Consider the following 18,727-nt stretch of genomic DNA (forward strand, 5'->3'; position numbering starts at 1 on the left):
TCCCGGCTGTGACACCGGGGGACGGGGGCGTATTTTTACAGGGAGTGCTTCAAGGCCCGGAGCAGGGCCACGGCGGTGCGGGCGGCGGTGCCTGCGTCGGGGGTATAGGCATCGGCCCCGATCTCGTCGCAGAACGCCTGGCTGATGGGGGCGCCCCCCACCATGATCTTCACCTGGTCCCGGATGCCCCGGGCCCGGGCCAGCTCCACCACCTGGCGCATCCCCTGCATGGTGGTGGTGAGCAGGGAGGAGCAGGCGATGATGCCGCAGTGGTGCTGCTGGGCGGCGTCGATGAACTGCTGAGGGGACACGTCCACCCCCAGGTCGATGACCTGGATGCCGCTGCCCTCCATCATGATCTTCACCAGATTCTTGCCGATGTCGTGCATGTCCCCCTGAACGGTGCCCAGACAGGCGCTGCCCACCGGCTCGTGGCCGCTGGCGGCCATATGGGGCTTGAGCAGTTCCATGGCCGCCGTCATGCACCGGGCGGCGATGAGCATCTCCGGGACAAAGGCCCGGTTGGCAGAGAAGGCGTCGCCCAGGTCGCTCATGCCCTTCACCATTCCTTTGGACAGAATGTCGTCTGGGGAATAGCCCTGGTCCAGGGCCTGCCGACACAGGGAGAGCAGCTTTTTCTGCTGGCCGTGCTCTAGGGCGGAGGCGATGGCGGAGAGCAGGTCGGCGGGGGCCTCCTCCCGGGCAGCCTGCTGCGGGGGAGCGGCCTGTCCCGCCCCGTCCAGCTTCCGGCGGGGCTCGGGGGGCAGGTCCATGTGGGGCACATGGAGCCGGGCGTTATACTCGTCGATGGCCTGGTCCAGATACTGGTCCACATGGGGGAACACGGTCCCCGCCAGGCCATAGGTGATGGAGGGGATGAAGTGTCCGCCGGGGCAGTAGGCATTCAGGGCCCTGCGGGTATAGTCCAGGATCTCCTCCGGCTGGGCGTCGGCCCGGTCGATGGCGGCACCCAGGCCGCCCATGAGTACCAGCTTGCCCCGCAGGTGCCGCTGGAGGGCGGGGATGTCGTTTTCGGGCAGCACCCCCTGCCACACCTGGATGCCGATCTCCGCCATGTCGTCCACGATGGGGGCCAGATAGGAGTCGGCGTGGTGGATGGCGATGACCCCCCGGGAGCGGATGTAGCCATAGAAGCGGCGGTAGGGCTCCTTGAAGAACTCCCGCCACATCTCCGGCTTCATGAACAGGGCGTTTTTGGTGCCCCAGTCGTCGTGGGTAAACAGCACGTCGGGCTGCAGGCCGTCGATGAGCATTCTGGCATAGGTCAGCCGGAACTGGGTGATGGATTCGATGAGCTCGTGCATCTCGTCCGGGTGCTCGTACAGGGCGGTGAGGGTGTTCTCAAAGTCCATAAGGAAGTGGCACTGCTCAAAGATGCCGGTGCCCATAAAGCCGGTGACCAGGCGGTCGTCCCCGGCGGCGGCGTGGGCGGCGGCACGGGCCTCCTCCCAGCCCTGGGCGCAGTTGGCCTCCAAGTCGGGGGCGTGGACCACCTCCCGCCAGCGCGTCACGTCGGGGCAGACGGTGAGCGCCGGGCTGTGGACGGGGATGGCCCCGGGGGCATCCTCCGGGAAGTCGATGGTCACCCCCCACCGGTCCCGGCTGGTGCTGCCCCGCTTTCGGTTGCCCCGGAGAAAGACGTTGATGGGGTCGGCCAGGTACATGGCCAGGGCCTCATACTGGCGCAGCTGGCGCTCGGGCTGGCCGCCGGGACGGATCAGCTCCAGAAAAATCTCTTTGGGTGTAGACATGACGATCACTCCTCAGGATTATAAAACATAGGGATGAGCAAAACGCGAGTTTTGCAAAGTTGAGTCACAATATATAGGTTTTAAGCAATTCGGATGGCACTATTTATTGTATAGTCTCATGAGCAAATCTAAGTTTTGCTCATCCCTAAAAATGGCCTATTTTGTATGGTGTCCAGCCCCAAAGACCAGGAACAGGGCAACAACACAGAGAAGCAGGCCAATCCAATTTCAATCCATAATCAGCTTGATTACTGCCACAAGCAGCAGTCCGCCCACCAGGAGCACAACGCCGTTCATTCAGCGTCCTCCCGAGGCATAGTTCCCCATGTGGATGTCCAGCACCTCTCTGGGTGGCTGGATCAGGGCGTCCTCATACTGGCACTTCCACTGGATCTCCCGGCACATCTGGCCATCCGCCACGCCGTCTATGGTTTCCCCATCCTGAATGGGGTTATCATGCTCCAATATGTACGATGCCACATTGTAGGCGTGGTTTACCACCCAGTTGGGGTCCATGCCGTGGAAGTGGTACTGGAGGTCGGGCAGGAGCAGGGTGCTCATACCTACCGTGTCGATGAGCATATCCTCGGTGCCCTCGATGTTGAAGAAACGGACATTGACGCCAAAGCGGATGAAGCGATCCGAGCCCTCAATCTGATGGGAACGCACATCCTCCGCCAGAAACAGCTTGCCGCAGTTCTGGAAATAGAACGCCTCACAGGTAGGATACAGCTCCGCCAGAGCCTCCAAAAAGTCGGCATCCAGATTGGCACGCTCCAGCGCCGGAAGCGCCGCTGCCAGCATATCGGTGGCTACCACCTGATATTTGCACTCCCGGAAGATCCGCTCCCGGTCCTCCTGGCAGTCCCACATCTGGCTCATCAGGAAGGCATCAAAGCCTTTGCCCTTGAACTTGTCGCATTTCATCACCATCAGCTGCACCGGGCATTTTCCGTCCTTGAACTCTGCAATATGATCCTGTGCGGTAAAGCCGGCCATTTTCTTATCATAACAGAAGCACTCTGTTGATCCAATGTGCTTCTCCATTACGGCAGTCATTTTTTCTTTATCCGGCATTTCTACCGGCTCTTTGAACAGCATCTGAATGAGATAGGGGCCACCGGGTTGGGGGCCTTTTTTGTCGTTCAGGTTTTGCTGGAAAGTTTTATTGCTCATTTGGTTTCCTCCTTCTTTTCTGGGAACAGTTTCCACCGAAACTCCAGCTCTTTCTGGACAAACTCTTTCGGCAGACCGCGGGGGTTGGCGATGAGATACCATACCCGAAGGGTGCGCTTCCTGGGATCTGTTTCCTGCTGGTAGAGCTGATAGCCCGCCTCATCCTCCTGTGTCCACTGTCTTTTTTTATAACAGGGTGGCCCCCTGAATTCTTCCAAATCATCCAGATCTCTCTGCTCCCCGGAAAAACGGCGGGAAACAGAGGATTTCTTCTAAATTATGCCGTTTTGCAATCCCTTTTTATAAAACACGCAGGCGGTATAGGTCAGGGTGTTGGGACCATAGTTGTAGGAGAGGCCCGAACGGATGCAGACGTCGCTGACGAACAGGCCATAGGCCTCCATCGAGGACAGGCGCTGCCTGGGGCGGCGGCAGGGTTTGTCCGGGCAGGTACACCGGGCGCACAGGGTGCATGGTCCGGCGCTGAGGGGCAGACAGCCGGGGGAGACCAGCCGGGCCTGGCGGGCAAAGTTGAGAAATCGTCTGCGGTGAAGCCGGGACAGGGCGGTCATGCCGTCGTAGTCAAAGGGGTCGGCCAACGCCCCGGTGGTCTGGACCAGCAGCCCGGCATGATACTGAGCCAGCCGCCGTGCGGCCTGCTCCACCGTGCCGCAGTGGGGGGGACAGGCCCAGTTTTTTCCGAAGCAGCCGCACCGGTCCGCAGTGCACATGTCCCGCACTTCCGCCAGGGGGACGGCGGCGGACAGGTCCACCGGAGCCACATGGGTAAACTCATTCTGTCGGGCCAGGGAAATAAGATCGGTCATTGCTGCAAATCCCCTTGACAAAGCAAACCTAGGTTGCCTAAAATAAATTATATTTCATTCATTATATTCGGGGGGCGAGGTCTGTGTCAAGGGTCCAGGTCCGGCAGGGGGAGAAAATCTATGACATCCCCGTCCAGCCCGGGGAGAGCCTGCTGTCCGCCCTGCGGCGGGCTGGCTTCTCCCTCCCGGCGGCCTGTGGGGGCCGGGGCCGGTGCGGCAAGTGCCGGGTGCAGGTGAACGGCGGGCCGAGGCTGGCCTGCAAAGTATTTCCCCGGGGCGGGGAGCAGGTGGCCCTGCCCGAGACGGTCTCCGGGGTGATCCTGGGGGACACCCTCCCCCCGCCCCCCTGTCAGCCGGGCCGGACGGGCCTGTCTGCGGCGGTGGACCTGGGCACCACCACGGTGGTGGTCAAGCTGTACGACCGCACCCACGGGGCGGAGCTGGCCGCCCAGGGGGCCTGGAACGCCCAGGCCCCCTATGGGGCGGATGTGATCAGCCGCATCCAGCACACGCTGGACACGCCCCAGGGTTTCAGCGAGCTGTCCGGGCGCATCCGGGGGCAGATCTGGGCGATGCTGGAGGCCGCCCTGTCCGCCGCAGGCCGACAGGCAGAAGAACTGAAAGAAATTTCAGTGGCGGGGAACACGGTGATGGAGAGCCTGTTCGCCGGCAAAAGCGTGGCCGGCATGGCCGCCGCCCCCTTCCGGCCGGACAGCCTGTTCTTTGGCCCGGAGGGGACGGGTGACCTGAACGGCGTGCCCGTCCGGCTGCTGCCCTGCGTGGCGGGCTATGTGGGGGGCGACATCACCGCGGGACTCATGGCCTCCGGCCTGGGGGAGAAGCCCGGGGAGCACCTGTTTTTGGACATCGGCACCAACGGGGAGATGGCCATGGGGGGCAAGGGCGGCTTCTCCTGCTGCGCAGTGGCCTCCGGCCCCGCCTTTGAGGGGGCTGGCATCCAATGCGGTATGCCCGGCGTGGACGGGGCGGTGAGCCATGTGCGCTATGACCGGGGCTTTCTCTATGACGTCATCGGGGACGGTCCCGCCCGGGGCCTGTGCGGCTCCGGCCTGGTGGATTTGGCGGCGGTGCTGCGGAAACTGGGGATCATCGCCCCCGGCGGGAGGCTGCTGCCCCCGGAGGAGGTCGCCCCGGAGCTGCGGCGCTATGTGGAGCGGGACGGGGACGGCAACGGCCTGTTCCATCTCACCCCCCAGGTATATCTCACCGCCGGGGACGTGCGGAATCTCCAGCTGGCCAAGGCCGCCGTGGCGGCGGGGATACAAGTTCTGTCCCAGCGCCGGGGGGTGCCCCTGGAGCAGGTGGACGGCCTGTACCTGGCCGGGGGCTTTGGGACCTATATCGACCCGGGCAGCGCCATGGCCATCGGGATGCTGCCGCCGGTGCTGGCGGGGAAGGTCCGCCCCCTGGGCAACACCGCCCTGGCGGGAGCCGCCGCCCTGGCCCTGGACGGCCGTCTGTGGCCCAAGGTAGAGGACACCGCCCGGGGCTGCGATTACATCGAGCTGTCCGGCCAGCCGGATTTCACCCGGGTGTTTACCGAGAATATGGGGTTTTGAAGAGGGCGGGGGAGCGGAATCCCTCAGTCACGTCTTCGCCGTGCCAGCTCCCTTTGACAAGGGAGCCAAATGGTGCGCAATGACAGGGCAGATGGCCTTCCCCTGGGGGAAGGTGGCCCGCAGGGCCGGATGAGGGGAACGCCCAAGGGCCGTGAGTTCTTGCGTTAAAACGGTCAAAGCCTTCCCCCTCCCAGGGGGAAGGTGGCCCCGAAGGGGCCGGATGAGGGTGGGTATCGTTGGGTGCGGAGGCCATCGAACGGGCGGATGGGGACATCCGCCCCTACGCAGGGTTACAATAGGTTTCGTAGGGGCCGCTGTCCCCAGCGGCCCGTCGATAACGGGTGCGCCCCCGTGGTCCCCCTCATTCGTCATGGCTTCGCCATGCCACCTTCTCCCCTGCGGGGCGAAGGCTATGCCGCTCTGTCGGGAACGCTCAAACATCGGTGGCGTTCCCCTCATCCGCCCCAGTGTGCCCACTGGGGCACCTTCTCCCAGGAGAAGGCTTTTCACCAACACACCAATACACAAATGGAGGACGACAATATGGAGATGCGCTTTCCCCTGATCTTAGACGGAGCCACCGGGACCCAGCTGCAGAAGCGGGGCTATCAAGGCGACGTGAGCGCCGAGCAGTGGGTGCTGGACCACCCGGACAGCATCCAGGATATCCAGCGCCGCTATGTCCAGGCGGGCAGCCGGGTGGTCTATGCCCCCACCTTTGGGGCCAACCGGCAGAAGCTGGAGGAGCGGGGCATTTTCAACCAGACGGCGGAGTATAACCGCCGCCTGGTGGCCCTGTCCCGGCAGGCGGTGGACACGCGGGCCTGGGTGGCCGGGGATATCTCCCCCACGGGCCTGTTCCTGTCCCCCCTGGGGGAGGCCTCCTTCGAGGAGCTGGTGGACATCTATGCCGAGCAGGCCGCCGGACTGGAGCAGGCGGGGGTGGACCTGTTCGTGGTGGAGACCATGATGACCCTGGCCGATGCCCGGGCCGCCGTGCTGGCCATCCGCAGCGTCAGCGACAGACCCATCTTTGTCACCTTCACCTGCGACGAGAGCGGCCGCTGCCTGTCGGGCACCGACGTGGCCGCCGCGCTGGTGGTGCTCCAGGGCATGGGGGTCAGCGCCTTCGGCCTGAACTGCTCCACCGGCCCGGAGCAGATGCTGAAGCAGCTGCGCCGCCTGCGGGACTATGCCCGGGTGCCCCTCATCGCCAAGCCCAACGCCGGAATGCCCGTCACCGTAGACGGCAAGACCACCTATGACTGCACCCCGGAGGAGTTTGTCCGCTGGGTGCCCGACATGCTCCAGGCGGGCACGGCCATCTTCGGCGGCTGCTGCGGCACGGACGAGGACTATATTGCCGCCCTGGCAAAGGCCCTCAAAGGCGCGGAATTTGTCCGCCCCGCTCCCAAGTACCCCGACCTGCTCCCCGCCGCCACCGAAAAGGACGTGTGCTATCTCCCCGTGGACGCGGGCCACGGAGCGGTGGTTGCCGGGGCGGAGCACATGGAGGACGGCCTCACCGAGGCCATGGAGGACGGCTTCCCCATGGCGGCGGTGGCCATTGACAGCTGGGAGGACGTGGATGCCCTGGCCGACTGCCAGTATATGATCTCCAAGCCCCTGTGCCTGGTGTGTCAGCAGGCCGACCTGCTGGAGGCCGCCCTGCGGGTCTATCAGGGCCGCGCCCTGTACGAGGGCGGTTTGAGCGAGGAGGAGCTGAAGCCCCTGGCGGAGAAGTATGGGGTGATCGGTTAAGCGCGGCGATCCGTTCTCTCGTCTAAATAAAAACCAGCCGGACCGCGAAAGCGGTCCGGCTGTTGTGCGTAATGGGGAAAAACTTACTTCGCGTAGGCGGTCAGGATGACGGCCAGCTGAGCACGGGTGGCGTTGCCCTGGGGATTCAGAGCGCCGTCGCCCATGCCGGAGATCAGGCCCTGCTCCACGGCCCAGGTCATGGCCTGAGTGGCCCAGGAGCTGACGGAGGCGGCATCGTTAAAGTTGGTCAGCGCGCCCTTGGCCTCGGGGCTGCCGGCGGCACGCCACAGCATGGTGGCCAGCTGCTCACGGGTGATGGAGCTGCCGGGGAAGGTGCCGTCGGACACGCCCTTCTCGGTGGCCCAGGTCATGGCCTTGGCGTACCAGGTGGAGGCACCGGACACGTCCTTGCCATCCAGGCGGGCCAGCACGGTCCACATCATGGCACGGGTCACCTGGTTATCGGGGGCGAAGGTGTCCTTGCCGGTGCCGGCCATCAGGCCCTTGTTCACCACGTTCTTCACCGCATCGGCATACCAGCTGCCGGCGGTCACGTCGTTGAAGGCGTTGCTGGTGTCGGGCTTGGGGTTGGTGGGGGTGGTGGGCTTGCTGGGCTTGGTGGAGGAACCGCCGCCGGAGCTGCTGTCGTCCCGGCCGCTGTCGGGCAGATAGGGTACAGCGGCCTCGGCTTTCCAGGAGGCGGAGCCCTTATAGCCGTCCACTGTCACGTCCAGGCACAGGACCTTGCCCTGGTCGGCGGAGGAGACAGTATAGGTGGAAGCGGTGGACAGAGCGGTGGTGGAGCCGTCATAGTGCCAGACATAGTTGGCATAGGGGTTGGCGGGCTCGGCATAGATGTCGGCGTTGACAGCGGTGCTGGAGGGTACCAGGGTCAGGCCGGACTGGGACTCGGAGTAGACATCGGCGCTGCCGATCTGGATCACAGGGATCAGGACCTGGTTCACCTGGGGCTTGGTTACGGCGTTGCCGTTCTTGTCCAGGACGGCCAGGCCAGTGAGGTTGTTCTCGCCGGTGAGATAGTCGATCATAGCCAGAGCGGTGGCGTGGGCCTTGGCGGCCATCTGGCGGCTGGTCTCGGTGGCGTTCTTCAGCTCCACCTTGGCAAAGGTCTCGTTGAACTCGTTCTGCAGGGCGGTCATCTTGTCCTGCACCAGCTTTTTGTCCGCATCGGAAATGGCGGTGCCGGTGAGCTTTTCGGCGTCGGCGATGTAGCCGCCCAGGCCCTCAAAGCTGAAGTAGTAGGAGTCACGCCAACCCTCGGGATACACGGCGAGGCGGCCGACCTTGCTGTCGTTGACAAAGAAGGCGTTGGGATCAGCGGGACGCTCGGTGACCTTCTGCACGGCGGGCAGGGAAACCTGATAACCCTCGTACATATCCTTGCTGTCAGTCAGCAGCATGGGGTAGTAGGGGACGAAGACGTTGTTGGACATGTTGCCAACGCCCACCCAGCCCACGGTGCCGGTGGTCACGTCGTTGTTCTTGAACAGCTGGAAGATCTCGATGTCCTGGTTGCTGGGCTTGCCGATGGAGCTGAGCTTGTAGTAACCGAACACGTCGTTCTTGTCCAGGGTGCGGGCGGCCTTGATCTTGGTATACAGACCCACCTGCTCGTCATTGGCGTTCACGTTGGAGATGGTGAATAGGGTGTTGTCGGCCAGCAGCTGCTCGGCGGTGTAGTTATAGCCCAGGTAGTTCAGACCTTCCACCATGCGCTTGTCCATCCGGTCCTGCCGACCGGCGTAGGAGGCGCGGAAGTCAATGATGTTCTTGGTGTCATCGCCCTTGAAAGTTCCGGCCGTCTTAGCCACCTCGATCAGCTTGTCAGAGGCGATGATGTTCGGGTCGTCCAGGTCCACACGGCCGATGACCGCCATGTTGGGCTCCAGGAAGATCATGCTGTCGGGCACCTTGATGGCCACGTACTCGTGACCGGAGCAGTTCTCGATGTACCAGGTCTCGTTCTTGTCGCAGATGAACACGCCGGAGGCGAAATAAGCGCCGTAGTCCTTATAGATGTTCAGCAGCAGGTCCACGCCGGCCTTGGCGGAGTCGGCCTCGGCCAGGATAATGGTGGGGATGTCGGTCTCCTCAATGCCCACCTTGCCGTCCACCTTGGTCTTCACAAAGGGGTCGATGGTTTTGGTCACTTCGGAGCGGCCATAGATGGTCTCGGTGGCGGAGACGGACACGCCCTTCTCGTTGGTGCCGAACTCGGTGTAAGAGGGGTGGGTGGCGTTCTTCTGGCCGCACTCGGGGCAGGTGCCCTGATACTGGTCGTTGGTGAAATAGGTGAAGCGGTAGCTGTCGTGGGTGAACTTCCACTCGAACTCGCCGTAGCCGGGGCAGCCCCGGAAGGTTTCACCCTTGGCCCACTTGCCCTCGGGCATCACGAACCACTGCTTGTTATAGTTCCAGCCATAGTCCTCCGTGCGGGCCACAAAGGGGGTTTTCTCTTGGGTCTGATCTGCGCCCACATAGATGGTGGTGCAGGCCGAGGCGCTGATGGTCGCTGCTGCCACCAGCGAGGTAGTGACTGCTACAGCAGTCACTAATTTCTTCAGGGAAAATTTTTTCACAGTTCTGGTCCTCCATTCAATTTTGATTTGACGCAGGGATAGGGAGCTGCGGCTGAACGTCCGGCAGGGACATCCAGATTACATACAGTATATATAAAAAGGCGGAGATAGTCAACCTATGTTTTGTGCAGGCTGCGCATAATTTAGCATACTATCACAGCGCTTTGCTGAATTAAATGAATACGCAAGTTTAGATTTCGTTAAAATCGAGAGCTAATTTGATAAGCTAAAGCGCTAGCTTGCAAATATCTTGCTGCTATTCTAATCCGCAGAACCCCGACTTGTCAACCTGTTTTTCCACCAAAGATGGTGCCAAGAAAATCTCTCCCCGCCAAACCGCACGCCCCGACCGGGAAAATCCTGCAAGAATCGGAGAGATTTTGTGCAGAAAATACAACGCCCCGCCCCGCAGACAAAATTTTTTCGGTCTGCAGAACGGGGCGGGGGGGTCGATATTTTAAAATATGTCTGTTGGATGCGGACGGTCTCACAGCCCCGTCTGGGCTTTGGTGAGTTCCTGGGCGATGTTCAGGACGTGGTCGCCGATTCGTTCAAAGTCGGTGAGCAGCTCGGAATAGAGGATGCATGCCTCCTCGTTGCACACGCCGCTGCGCATCCGGTCCAGCTGGTCCCGGCGGAACTGGTCGGTCATGTCATCGATGCGCTGCTCCATCTGGGCCACATCGGCCAGCCACACCGGGTCCCCCGCCTCGTGGTGGAGCAGGGAGGAGATGGCCTCCAGGGCCACGTCCCGCATGCTGGCCACGGCGTTTTGGGCCGCCTGGGAGAAGTGGATGTCCTTGTTTACCAGCAGCCGGGTGTAGCCCGCCAGGTTGTCCGCGTGGTCGCCGATGCGCTCAATGTTGCCCGAGATGGCAAAGAAGCTGCTGACCACGGCGGAGCCCTGCTCATTGGTCTCGAAGGAGATGAGCTTGGAGACATAGCGGGAAATTTCCCGGTTCAAAAAGTCGATATACTCCTCACGCTGCTCGATCTCCTCCAGACTGGCCGGGTCCCGGTCCAGAACGGACCGGAAACTCTTGGCCACGTTGTCCCGGGCCATGGACAGCATCCGGTGCAGCTCGTGCCGCAGCTGGTCGATGACGATGGCGGACACGCCCAGGCCGCCCTCCTTGCCATTGGCGGTGATGGGCTTGAGGTAGTTCAGGCGCATACCCTCGCCGGTGTCTGTGTCAGAGGCAGGCAGCTCGGGCAGGATACGCACTGCCAGCCGGGCCAGGTAGTTGCCCAGGGGCAGCAGGATGATGGTGGTGCCGATGTTGAAGCAGGTGTGGATGAGGGCCACCCGGCCGGCCGCCGTTTTGGGCATCACTGCGGCCAGCGACGTGCCCAGCCCGCCGGGCAGGACCAGAGAGCCGTCAATGATATGGGCGATGGGGAGGATCAAAAACAGCAGGGTGAAGATCACCGTGCCGATGATGTTGAACAGCAGGTGGATGATGGTGGCCCGCTTGGCGTTGCGGCTGGTGCCGATGGAGGCCAGCACAGCGGTGATACAGGTGCCGATGTTGGTGCCGAACAGGACAAAGGCCCCGCTGGCCAGGGGGATGATGCCCGCGTTGGCCAGGGTCTGGACGATGCCTACTGCGGCGGCGGAGGACTGGATGATGGCGGTGAAGCCGGCACCCACCAGAATACCCACCAGGGGGTTCGAGAAGGTGGAGACCAGCTCTACAAACTCCGGGGAGTCCCGCAGGGGGGACATGGCGGCGCTCATCATGTCCATGCCGATGAACAGCACGCCCAGACCGGCCAGGATCTGGCCGATGTGCTGCATTTTCGTATCCTTTACAAAGACCATGAGCACCACGCCCACAAAGGCGAACAGGGGAGCCAGGGCCCCCACGTCCAGGGCGATGAGCATACCGGTGATGGTGGTGCCGATGTTGGCACCCATGATGATCCAAACGGCCTGGTTCAGCGTCATCATGCCGGCGTTGACAAAGCCCACCACCATGACGGTGGTGGCGGAGGAGGACTGGATGGCCGCCGTGATGGCCGCGCCCACCAGAACGCCCATAAACCGGTTGGCCGTCAGGCGCTCCAGCAGGATCTTCATCTTTGCGCCCGCCGCCGCCTCCAGACCGGAGCTGGTCATCTGCATACCATAGAGGAACAGCGCCAGGCCGCCCAGCAGGGACAGAATATCTGTGATGCCCATATTCTCTTTCCTTCCTTGGCGGCTTACAAGCGCCCGCCTTCCAAACCGGGGCGCGCCGCCTTCTTCCATAGATGCTCGAAATGATTCCAGTATTTATTATAGGTGGTGGCCTTTCCTGCCGTCAACAGATTTTACACAGGTTTAACATATTCTTTGCAAAATACAGAAAACCGGCCCCGGAGCTGAAAAAAGCGCCGCCCGGCCTGGGCGGCGCTTTGGGGTTCGGAGCGGGAGAGAGGGGGGCTTACTCGGCCTCCTTCTGCTTCTCCAGATACTCGTCATAGGTCATGCGGCGGTCAGTGAGCTTGCCGTCAGTAGAGAAGTCAAAGACGCGGTTACACACGGTCTGGATGAGCTGATGGTCGTGGGAGGCCACCAGCACGTTGCACTTCACGGCCTCCAGCCCCTTGTTCAGGGCGGCGATGGACTCCAGGTCCAGGTGGTTGGTGGGCTGGTCCAGCATGAGCACGTTGGCCCCGGACAGCATCATCCGGGACAGCATGCACCGGACCTTCTCGCCGCCGGAGAGGACCTTGACGGGCTTATATACCTCGTCCCCGGAGAAGAGCATCCGGCCCAAAAAGCCCCGGAGATACTGCTCCTGGGGGTCGGGGGAGAACTGGCGCAGCCACTGGACCAGGTTGTCCTCGTTGTCCAGGAAGTAGGGGGTGTTGTCCTTGGGGAAATAGGAGAAGGTGGCCGTCTGGCCCCACTTCACGGTGCCCTCGTCAGGCTCCATCTCCCCGGCCAGGATCTTGAACAGGGCGGTGTGGGCGTTCTCGTTGTCGCCCACAAAGGCGATCTTGTCCCCGTGGCCCACGATGAAGGAGACCTTGTCCAGGACCTTCACCCCGTCGATGGTCTTGGACACGTCGGTGACGAACAGGATGTCCTTGCCCACCTCCCGGTCAGGGGTAAAGCCCACAAAGGGATAGCGGCGGGAGGAGGCGGGCATCTCCTCCACGGTCAGCTTGTCCAGCAGCTTGCGCCGGGCGGTGGCCTGCTTGCTCTTGGACTTGTTGGCGGAGAAGCGGGAGATAAAGTCCTGCAGCTCTTTGATCTTCTCCTCGTTGCGCTTGTTCTGGTTCTTAATGAGCTGCTGCACCAGCTGGCTGGACTCGTACCAGAAGTCATAGTTGCCCACATACATCTTGATCTTGCCATAGTCGATGTCCACGATGTGGGTACACACGGTGTTCAGAAAGTGCCGGTCGTGGCTGACCACGATGACGGTGCCCTCAAAGTCCAGCAGGAAGTCCTCCAGCCAATTCACGGCGTCGATGTCCAGGTTGTTGGTGGGCTCGTCCATCATCAGCAGGTCGGGGTTGCCGAACAGGGCCTGGGCCAGCAGCACCTTCACCTTCAGACGGGCATCCAGGGTGGCCATGTCGTTATAGTGCAGCTCGGTGCCGATGCCAAGGCCTTGGAGGATGCGGCTGGCATCGCTCTCGGCCTCCCAGCCCCCCAGCTCGGCATACTCCTCCTCCAGCTGGCAGGCCAGCATGCCGTCCTCGTCGGTCATCTCCTCCTTGGCGTACAGGGCCTCTTTCTGCTTGCCGATGTCATAGAGGCGTTGGTTGCCCATGATGACCGTGTCCATGACGTTATAGGCGTCATAGGCGTTCTGGTCCTGCTTCAGCACGGACATGCGGGTGTTGGGCAGGATGGACACCTCGCCGCTGGTGGAGTCCAGGTCGCCGGACAGAATTTTCAGGAAGGTGGACTTGCCGGCACCGTTGGCGCCGATGATGCCATAGCAGTTGCCCCGCAGAAACTGCAGGTCCACATGGGAGAACAGGGGAGTGCCGCTGTAGCTGAGGCTCAGGTCGGTGACAGTGATCATATCGGTGTAATTCGCTCCTTATTTTATGATAAAGCCTTCCCCCAGGGGAAGGTGCCCCAGTGGGCACACTGGGGCGGATGAGGGGAACGCCGAAGGGCTGTGCCGTTTTTCCATCGAAAGCGCTCTGATATCGGCGGCGTTCCCCTCATCCGTCATGGCTTCGCCATGCCACCTTCCCCCGAGGGGAAGGCTTTTGGCATTTCCTTATAAAATAGCTTGCCTATCATCTTATCATAGGAAACTCAAAAAAGATAGGTGTACTTTTTCACAGAGTATATTTTAACAAATGATACTTTGTAGGGGAAATGTAAATGCGTTGTTTGCGTTGCACTCTTGTGGTATACTGATAATCAGAATAGGCGGGTATCAGCACAACAATACTTGTCAAATGGGAAAGGGCGAACCTGTTGCAATGGAAAGCCTTGCAAAGATTGCAACCGCCTTGAATTGCGGGCTTGACGATATTGTAGAAATACAGAAAGACGGTGAATAGATATGATACATATTACTGATTATATTAAAGAAAATACAGGAAATTCGCCTCTGTTTGTATGCGGTGATTCCCTAAAAGTATTAGAACAAATCCCAAATGATAGTATTGATTGTGTAGTAACAAGTCCTCCATATTATATGAAACGCGAGTATTTAGGCGGCGGAATAGGGTTAGAAAAGACATATCAAGATTATATAGAAAGTCTGTTGAAAATAACAGCAGAGGTTTACAGAGTTTTAAAACTAACGGGTTCATTTTGGCTTAACATTGGAGACAGCTATAAAAACAAGCAGCTATTGAATATTCCGCATAGAATGGCTATTAGAATGCAAGATGAACAAAAATGGATTTTAAGAAATACAGTTATATGGGATAAAATGAAAGGCACGATGTCAAATTCTAAAGACAGTCTAGGAAGTGAATATGAACCTATCTTTCATTTTGTAAAAAAGAAAAGCGGCTACTATTATGATTCAGATGCAGTAAGAAAAAAGCCTAGAGAAGCTCAAGTGAAAAACGGTGCTGTTGTAAGCGCAACAGGCGTAAGTGGTGTTCGCTATAAAAGAAAAATAGAATTAAGTACTGAATTAACAGAGGAACAAAGAAAAAATGCTTATAAGGCATTAGATCAAGTGCTAGACCGACTTCAAAAAGGTGAATTGGCTGATTTTAGAATGGTTATTAAGGGAGCCAACCAGAGGGTGACTAATGGGAACACTACACGTTTGAGTGGGCGGGCTAAAGAACTTGAAGAAAAGGGATTTTACTTTTTATTTTATAATCCAAAAGGAAGCATGATTTCCGATGTTTGGCAAATTATTCCAGAGGACACGCAAGGACGAAAGTTACATTTTGCCCCTTACCCAGAAGATTTAGTCAAAACACCTATTGTTTTGACCTGCCCTGAAAACGGAATTGTACTGGACCCGTTTGCGGGAACCGGAACAACAAACTATGTTGCAGCAATGTTAAACCGTCGATCTATTGGCGTTGACTTATCATCTGAATATTTAGACATGGCGCAAGAACGTTGTGGCATCTTTGGTTATATAAATCGTGGAGAAGTGGAAAGATATGAGTAAAATAAGCGAATTTTTTGGGCTGAATTGCCTAGATACTTCACAAAATTTCGAGCAAGCAATGATAAATCAAAATTGTCCTTACACGGGTAATATATGTACAAAAATGAGAAAATCCGACCCGGATGTTAAAATCGGAACTTGTTCTGTAAAATACCAAAATAACGATGTGATAATTTGCCCGTTTCGTTTGCTTGAGCACAATCAAATTTTTATTGACTGCTTACACCTTTTGACAATGCACGAACCGGGAAACGAACTGTATTTAATTCCAGAGGTACAAATTCCCGGTGGCCATGTTGACTATTTTTTGGTATCAGCTAAAAATAAGCACGTGAAAGACTTCATCGGTATAGAACTTCAGACAATGGATACAACCGGAACAGTTTGGCCGGATAGACAGAAATTTCTAAATGAGCAAAACATTGCGGTTGATGAAGCAGACCTTGAAAACAAGAAGAGTTTTGGCATGAACTGGAAAATGACCCTAAAAACAATTCTTGTTCAAATGCACCATAAAAGTGAAACATTTGAACATCTTAACAAGCATTTAGTTTTGATTATCCAAAAACCATTATATGAGCGTATGTATAGTGATTTCAATTTTGACGGTATTTCGGGAGTACGTATTGGCGACCCTGTTCATATTCATTCATATGATTTTATACGTGAAAACAATAAACTAAATCTTTCTTTAGATGCTAGAGTAAGTACAGATTCAGCAGGGATTGCAAACTGCTTAGGTTTAAAAGCTGAACGCAAAATGGGACTACAGGATATTATAAATATTCTTGAGCCGAAACTGATAGATGCAAATCGTTTGCTAATAGTTTAATAGTTGTTGAAACAAATCCCCTCGCCTACAATATGGTGGGTTTTCGTCACTTGCCCCGCCCCCATTGCCGCTTATCATTTTCTTTCAGTGTCTTATTGCGGATTTAATCGACAAACAAGTGGCAAACAGGCATAAGAAAACGGCAGAAGCCCTTTATTTGCAAGGGCTTCTGCCGTTTTCAATATACTCCTTTTTGAAGTCTCCTCCTATTCCTCCCCCTCCAGCAGGGTCTTCTTCACCCGGGCGGCGAAAGCTTCCACCCGGCTTTCAATGCCGGACAGGGCCAGGGCCTCGCCGGGGTCGTTGGCCGTTTCGATCATGGCAAAGCGGGCGGGGAGATAGAAGGACTTGTTCATATTCAGCCCGTCGATCAGCTGCCGGGCCACGATGTCCCCGCCGGAGTAGCCGGAGACCACGATGGCGAACAGGGCCTTGTCATAGAACCGCTGCTGGCGGAACAGGGCGGTCAGGCGGTTGACGCAGGCGGTGAGGTTGGCGGACAGGGCGTCGTTATAGTTGGGGCAGAGCATCATCACTCCGGCGCACCGGCGCAGGGCGGGATAGACTGCCTCCTGCATCACGCCGCCGTAGAAGCAGCCCCCCCGCTCCCCAAAGTGCAGGCACATGGTATAGGGACAGCCGGAGCAGTCGGACAGGGTGCCGTTGCGCAGACCGATCTCGGTGCACAGGATGTCCTCCCTCAGGTGCTGTTTTGTCCGCTCCCACAGGGCCATGGTGTTGGAGGTGTGGTGGCTGGAGGCGTGGAGCACCAGCAGCTCCGGCTTCTCCCGGGCGGGAAAGCCCGCCGTCTCCACCCGCTGGGCCAGGTCGGCGGCGGAGGCACGATAGGCCCCCAGCAGGTCGGTCCCGGCGTTTTTGGCCTGGATGCGGAAGTTGTGCAGCTGCCCCGCCCCCTCCACCAGGGGGCGGCCCACCAGGGCACAGCCGGCCAGGTTGGCCGCCAGGGCCAGCTCCCCGGCGGTGGATTTGGTATACAGCGGGGACAACCCGTCGACGATAATACCCGCCGTAGCGCCGCTGAGCAGATCGGGGGTGCGGCGCAGGGCGGAGAGCATCCGGGTCAGCTCCAGATTCACGCCGTATTCCCCAAGGGCGGCGGCGAAGAGCAGCCGCTGCCCGGTCAGATCGTTCAGCTCCTCCGCCCGGCGAATGACCCGCACCTGACGTCCGGCCAGGGCGTGGGACAGCACGTCGGCAAGGCGCATGTCCGCCCACCCCTCGTCCGGGGCGGGATGGATGAGGACCAGGGACATACCGTCACCCTCTTTACAAAATGGTTTTCAGGTGGTCCGCCGCCGCCCGGATGTGGGCGAACAGGGGGTCTGGGATGTGGGGCAGCAGCTCGGTCTCCACCCCGGCGGGGGTGAACCGGTTCTTCACGCCCATGTAGATGCCGTCTAAAAAGACGGAGCCGCAGTGCCACTCCCCCCGCAGGGTGAGCAGCAGGGACAGAGCCCCGGAGGACAGGGCGGGGGCCACATAGGGCTTAAAGCCCAGCGCCCGCATTTTCAGGTTGGCCGTCACGGTGAGCTCTGTCAGCTCCTGGGACAGGGCATCGTCATAGTGGTCGATGGAGTTGGCGATGGTCAATCCGGTGCCGTGGGGGCCGAAGGAGCGGCCCTCGGTGAGGAAGCCGGCGAATTTCTCGTCCCGCTTGGCGTAATAGGCCGCCCGGGCGTTCATCACCCCCAGGCCGAAGCCCTGGACCTGCTCGGGCCGCAGACCCTTGCCGTCCCAAGCGCCGTTCTCGTCCTTGTTGCTCTCCAGATAGGCGGTCTTGGCCAGGGGGTCCACCGGGTCGGACACGGCGCACCACAGGCCCTGATAGTTTGCCGCCCGGGCCATGCGGGCATAGTGCTTGACGATGCCGGCGTTGGCCTGGAACTGGGCCATGCGCACGTCCTTCACCTGGGAGCCCACCGGGGGGATGCCCTTGGAGGCCACAAAGACGAACACGTCCCCGTCAAACAGCTTTTCCGGGGGGATGACCTCCACCTCGGGCAGGGCGTTATAGTTCCAGGGCAGGGCGATCTGGCCCAGCTCGAACTCCCACCGGGCGGTGATCTGGTCGGACAGGTCGCAGATGCCGATGGAGTCGATCACATCCCCCCCCAGCAGCTTCAGGCCCATGAGCAGGGTGGAGCCCACATCCCCGATGGCCAGCACGTTCACCCGCTTCTTCCTGGGGGAGGGCTGAAGGTCCAGCAGGGCCTCCCACCCGGGGCGGGACATGTTCACGGCGGTGAGACGGCCCTCTTGGATGGCGGCGGCACAGGCCTCGTCCACCTCTGTCCGGGGCAGGCGGGAGGCATCCAGTACCTCCAGACCGTGGGGGGCGGCAAGCTGGCCGGGACAGCTGACCCGGAAGGAGCCCCGGCCCAGCACCGGGTCCCCCGCCACCGGGGCGAACAGATGCCCCTGGGTCACCGGGGGGACCTCCGGCCCAAAGCCGGACAGAGGGGAGAGGGAGACCAGGGCGTGACCGCTGTAGTCGTAATAATACATGGAAACCATCACCTTTTTATTAAAGTTAGGAGGTAGGAGTTAGGAGTTAGGAG

The 18,727-nt window shown here is 59.5% G+C and carries 13 protein-coding genes and 1 pseudogene; 5 read left to right on the top strand and 9 right to left on the bottom strand.

What is annotated here, in order from left to right:
- Window positions 1–35: 35 nt before the first annotated feature.
- The 4 genes and pseudogenes from H8S55_RS14505 to H8S55_RS08855 all read right to left on the bottom strand — a co-directional run bounded on the left by H8S55_RS14505 (window position 36) and on the right by H8S55_RS08855 (window position 3,775).
- Complete coding sequence (locus H8S55_RS14505; RefSeq protein WP_366467706.1) at window positions 36–1,772, bottom strand: cobalamin-dependent protein; 1,737 nt, start codon at window positions 1,770–1,772, stop codon at window positions 36–38.
- A 297-nt stretch (window positions 1,773–2,069) separates the two neighbouring features.
- Window positions 2,070–2,948, bottom strand: coding sequence for a DUF4261 domain-containing protein (locus tag H8S55_RS08850; RefSeq protein ID WP_186878658.1), 879 nt, complete (start codon window positions 2,946–2,948; stop codon window positions 2,070–2,072).
- A pseudogene (locus H8S55_RS14140) lies at window positions 2,945–3,133 on the bottom strand (spondin); the annotation flags it as partial. The gene H8S55_RS08850 and the pseudogene H8S55_RS14140, both read right to left, overlap by 4 nt.
- A gap of 87 nt (window positions 3,134–3,220) precedes the next feature.
- Window positions 3,221–3,775, bottom strand: a complete 555-nt coding sequence (locus H8S55_RS08855) for a DUF2284 domain-containing protein (RefSeq protein ID WP_186878659.1) — start codon at window positions 3,773–3,775, stop codon at window positions 3,221–3,223.
- A gap of 83 nt (window positions 3,776–3,858) precedes the next feature.
- Here H8S55_RS08855 and H8S55_RS14510 point away from each other — a divergent pair, with 83 nt between their 5' ends.
- Together H8S55_RS14510 and H8S55_RS08865 are read left to right on the top strand one after the other, a co-directional pair.
- A complete protein-coding gene (locus H8S55_RS14510; protein ID WP_186878660.1) occupies window positions 3,859–5,355 on the top strand; it encodes an ASKHA domain-containing protein in 1,497 nt (498 codons plus the stop codon).
- A 543-nt stretch (window positions 5,356–5,898) separates the two neighbouring features.
- Window positions 5,899–7,116, top strand: coding sequence for a homocysteine S-methyltransferase family protein (locus tag H8S55_RS08865; protein ID WP_186878661.1), 1,218 nt, complete (start codon window positions 5,899–5,901; stop codon window positions 7,114–7,116).
- Window positions 7,117–7,199: 83 nt separating this feature from the next.
- Here the strand turns inward: H8S55_RS08865 and H8S55_RS08870 are convergent, their stop codons facing one another.
- The 3 genes from H8S55_RS08870 to H8S55_RS08880 all read right to left on the bottom strand — a co-directional run bounded on the left by H8S55_RS08870 (window position 7,200) and on the right by H8S55_RS08880 (window position 13,741).
- On the bottom strand, window positions 7,200–9,716 hold the full coding sequence (locus H8S55_RS08870; RefSeq protein WP_186878662.1) for a C69 family dipeptidase: 2,517 nt from the start codon (window positions 9,714–9,716) through the stop codon (window positions 7,200–7,202).
- Between the two features lie 487 nt (window positions 9,717–10,203).
- Window positions 10,204–11,898, bottom strand: coding sequence for a Na/Pi cotransporter family protein (locus tag H8S55_RS08875; RefSeq protein WP_186878663.1), 1,695 nt, complete (start codon window positions 11,896–11,898; stop codon window positions 10,204–10,206).
- A 244-nt stretch (window positions 11,899–12,142) separates the two neighbouring features.
- Window positions 12,143–13,741: an ABC-F family ATP-binding cassette domain-containing protein gene (locus H8S55_RS08880; RefSeq protein WP_147563343.1), complete on the bottom strand. Its 1,599-nt coding sequence runs from the start codon at window positions 13,739–13,741 to the stop codon at window positions 12,143–12,145.
- A 412-nt stretch (window positions 13,742–14,153) separates the two neighbouring features.
- Between H8S55_RS08880 and H8S55_RS14145 the strand changes: the two genes are divergently transcribed.
- From H8S55_RS14145 to H8S55_RS08895, 3 genes are read left to right on the top strand one after another with little or no spacing between them, the layout of a single operon-like run.
- Window positions 14,154–14,234, top strand: coding sequence for a helix-turn-helix domain-containing protein (locus H8S55_RS14145; RefSeq protein ID WP_243200544.1), 81 nt, complete (start codon window positions 14,154–14,156; stop codon window positions 14,232–14,234).
- 2 nt (window positions 14,235–14,236) lie between these two features.
- Window positions 14,237–15,316 (top strand): DNA-methyltransferase, encoded by a 1,080-nt coding sequence (locus H8S55_RS08890; protein ID WP_186878665.1) that lies wholly within the window; start codon window positions 14,237–14,239, stop codon window positions 15,314–15,316.
- Window positions 15,309–16,148 carry a NotI family restriction endonuclease gene (locus tag H8S55_RS08895; protein ID WP_186878702.1) on the top strand — a complete coding sequence of 280 codons (840 nt, stop codon included), beginning with the start codon at window positions 15,309–15,311 and terminating at the stop codon, window positions 16,146–16,148. The genes H8S55_RS08890 and H8S55_RS08895 overlap by 8 nt, the downstream gene beginning before the upstream one ends.
- 206 nt (window positions 16,149–16,354) lie before the next feature.
- Here H8S55_RS08895 and H8S55_RS08900 read toward each other — a convergent pair whose 3' ends face one another.
- Together H8S55_RS08900 and H8S55_RS08905 are read right to left on the bottom strand one after the other, a co-directional pair.
- Window positions 16,355–17,422: a flavodoxin family protein gene (locus H8S55_RS08900; RefSeq protein ID WP_243200533.1), complete on the bottom strand. Its 1,068-nt coding sequence runs from the start codon at window positions 17,420–17,422 to the stop codon at window positions 16,355–16,357.
- Between the two features lie 13 nt (window positions 17,423–17,435).
- Window positions 17,436–18,674: a lactate dehydrogenase gene (locus H8S55_RS08905; protein ID WP_186878666.1), complete on the bottom strand. Its 1,239-nt coding sequence runs from the start codon at window positions 18,672–18,674 to the stop codon at window positions 17,436–17,438.
- Between the last annotated feature and the right edge of the window lie 53 nt (window positions 18,675–18,727).

It is taken from the genome of Flintibacter faecis, from assembly GCF_014287875.1.
In the GTDB taxonomy this organism is placed as follows: domain Bacteria; phylum Bacillota; class Clostridia; order Oscillospirales; family Oscillospiraceae; genus Lawsonibacter; species Lawsonibacter faecis_A.

Excerpts from the sequence above, each read along its gene's own strand:
- H8S55_RS14505 (WP_366467706.1), bottom strand. The coding sequence starts at position 1,772 with ATGTCTACACCCAAAGAGATTTTTCTGGAGCTGATCCGTCCCGGCGGC.
- H8S55_RS08850 (WP_186878658.1), bottom strand. The coding sequence starts at position 2,948 with ATGAGCAATAAAACTTTCCAGCAAAACCTGAACGACAAAAAAGGCCCC.
- H8S55_RS08855 (WP_186878659.1), bottom strand. The coding sequence starts at position 3,775 with ATGACCGATCTTATTTCCCTGGCCCGACAGAATGAGTTTACCCATGTG.
- H8S55_RS08865 (WP_186878661.1), top strand. The coding sequence starts at position 5,899 with ATGGAGATGCGCTTTCCCCTGATCTTAGACGGAGCCACCGGGACCCAG.
- H8S55_RS08875 (WP_186878663.1), bottom strand. The coding sequence starts at position 11,898 with ATGGGCATCACAGATATTCTGTCCCTGCTGGGCGGCCTGGCGCTGTTC.
- H8S55_RS08880 (WP_147563343.1), bottom strand. The coding sequence starts at position 13,741 with ATGATCACTGTCACCGACCTGAGCCTCAGCTACAGCGGCACTCCCCTG.
- H8S55_RS14145 (WP_243200544.1), top strand. The coding sequence starts at position 14,154 with ATGGAAAGCCTTGCAAAGATTGCAACCGCCTTGAATTGCGGGCTTGAC.
- H8S55_RS08890 (WP_186878665.1), top strand. The coding sequence starts at position 14,237 with ATGATACATATTACTGATTATATTAAAGAAAATACAGGAAATTCGCCT.
- H8S55_RS08895 (WP_186878702.1), top strand. The coding sequence starts at position 15,309 with ATGAGTAAAATAAGCGAATTTTTTGGGCTGAATTGCCTAGATACTTCA.
- H8S55_RS08900 (WP_243200533.1), bottom strand. The coding sequence starts at position 17,422 with ATGTCCCTGGTCCTCATCCATCCCGCCCCGGACGAGGGGTGGGCGGAC.
- H8S55_RS08905 (WP_186878666.1), bottom strand. The coding sequence starts at position 18,674 with ATGTATTATTACGACTACAGCGGTCACGCCCTGGTCTCCCTCTCCCCT.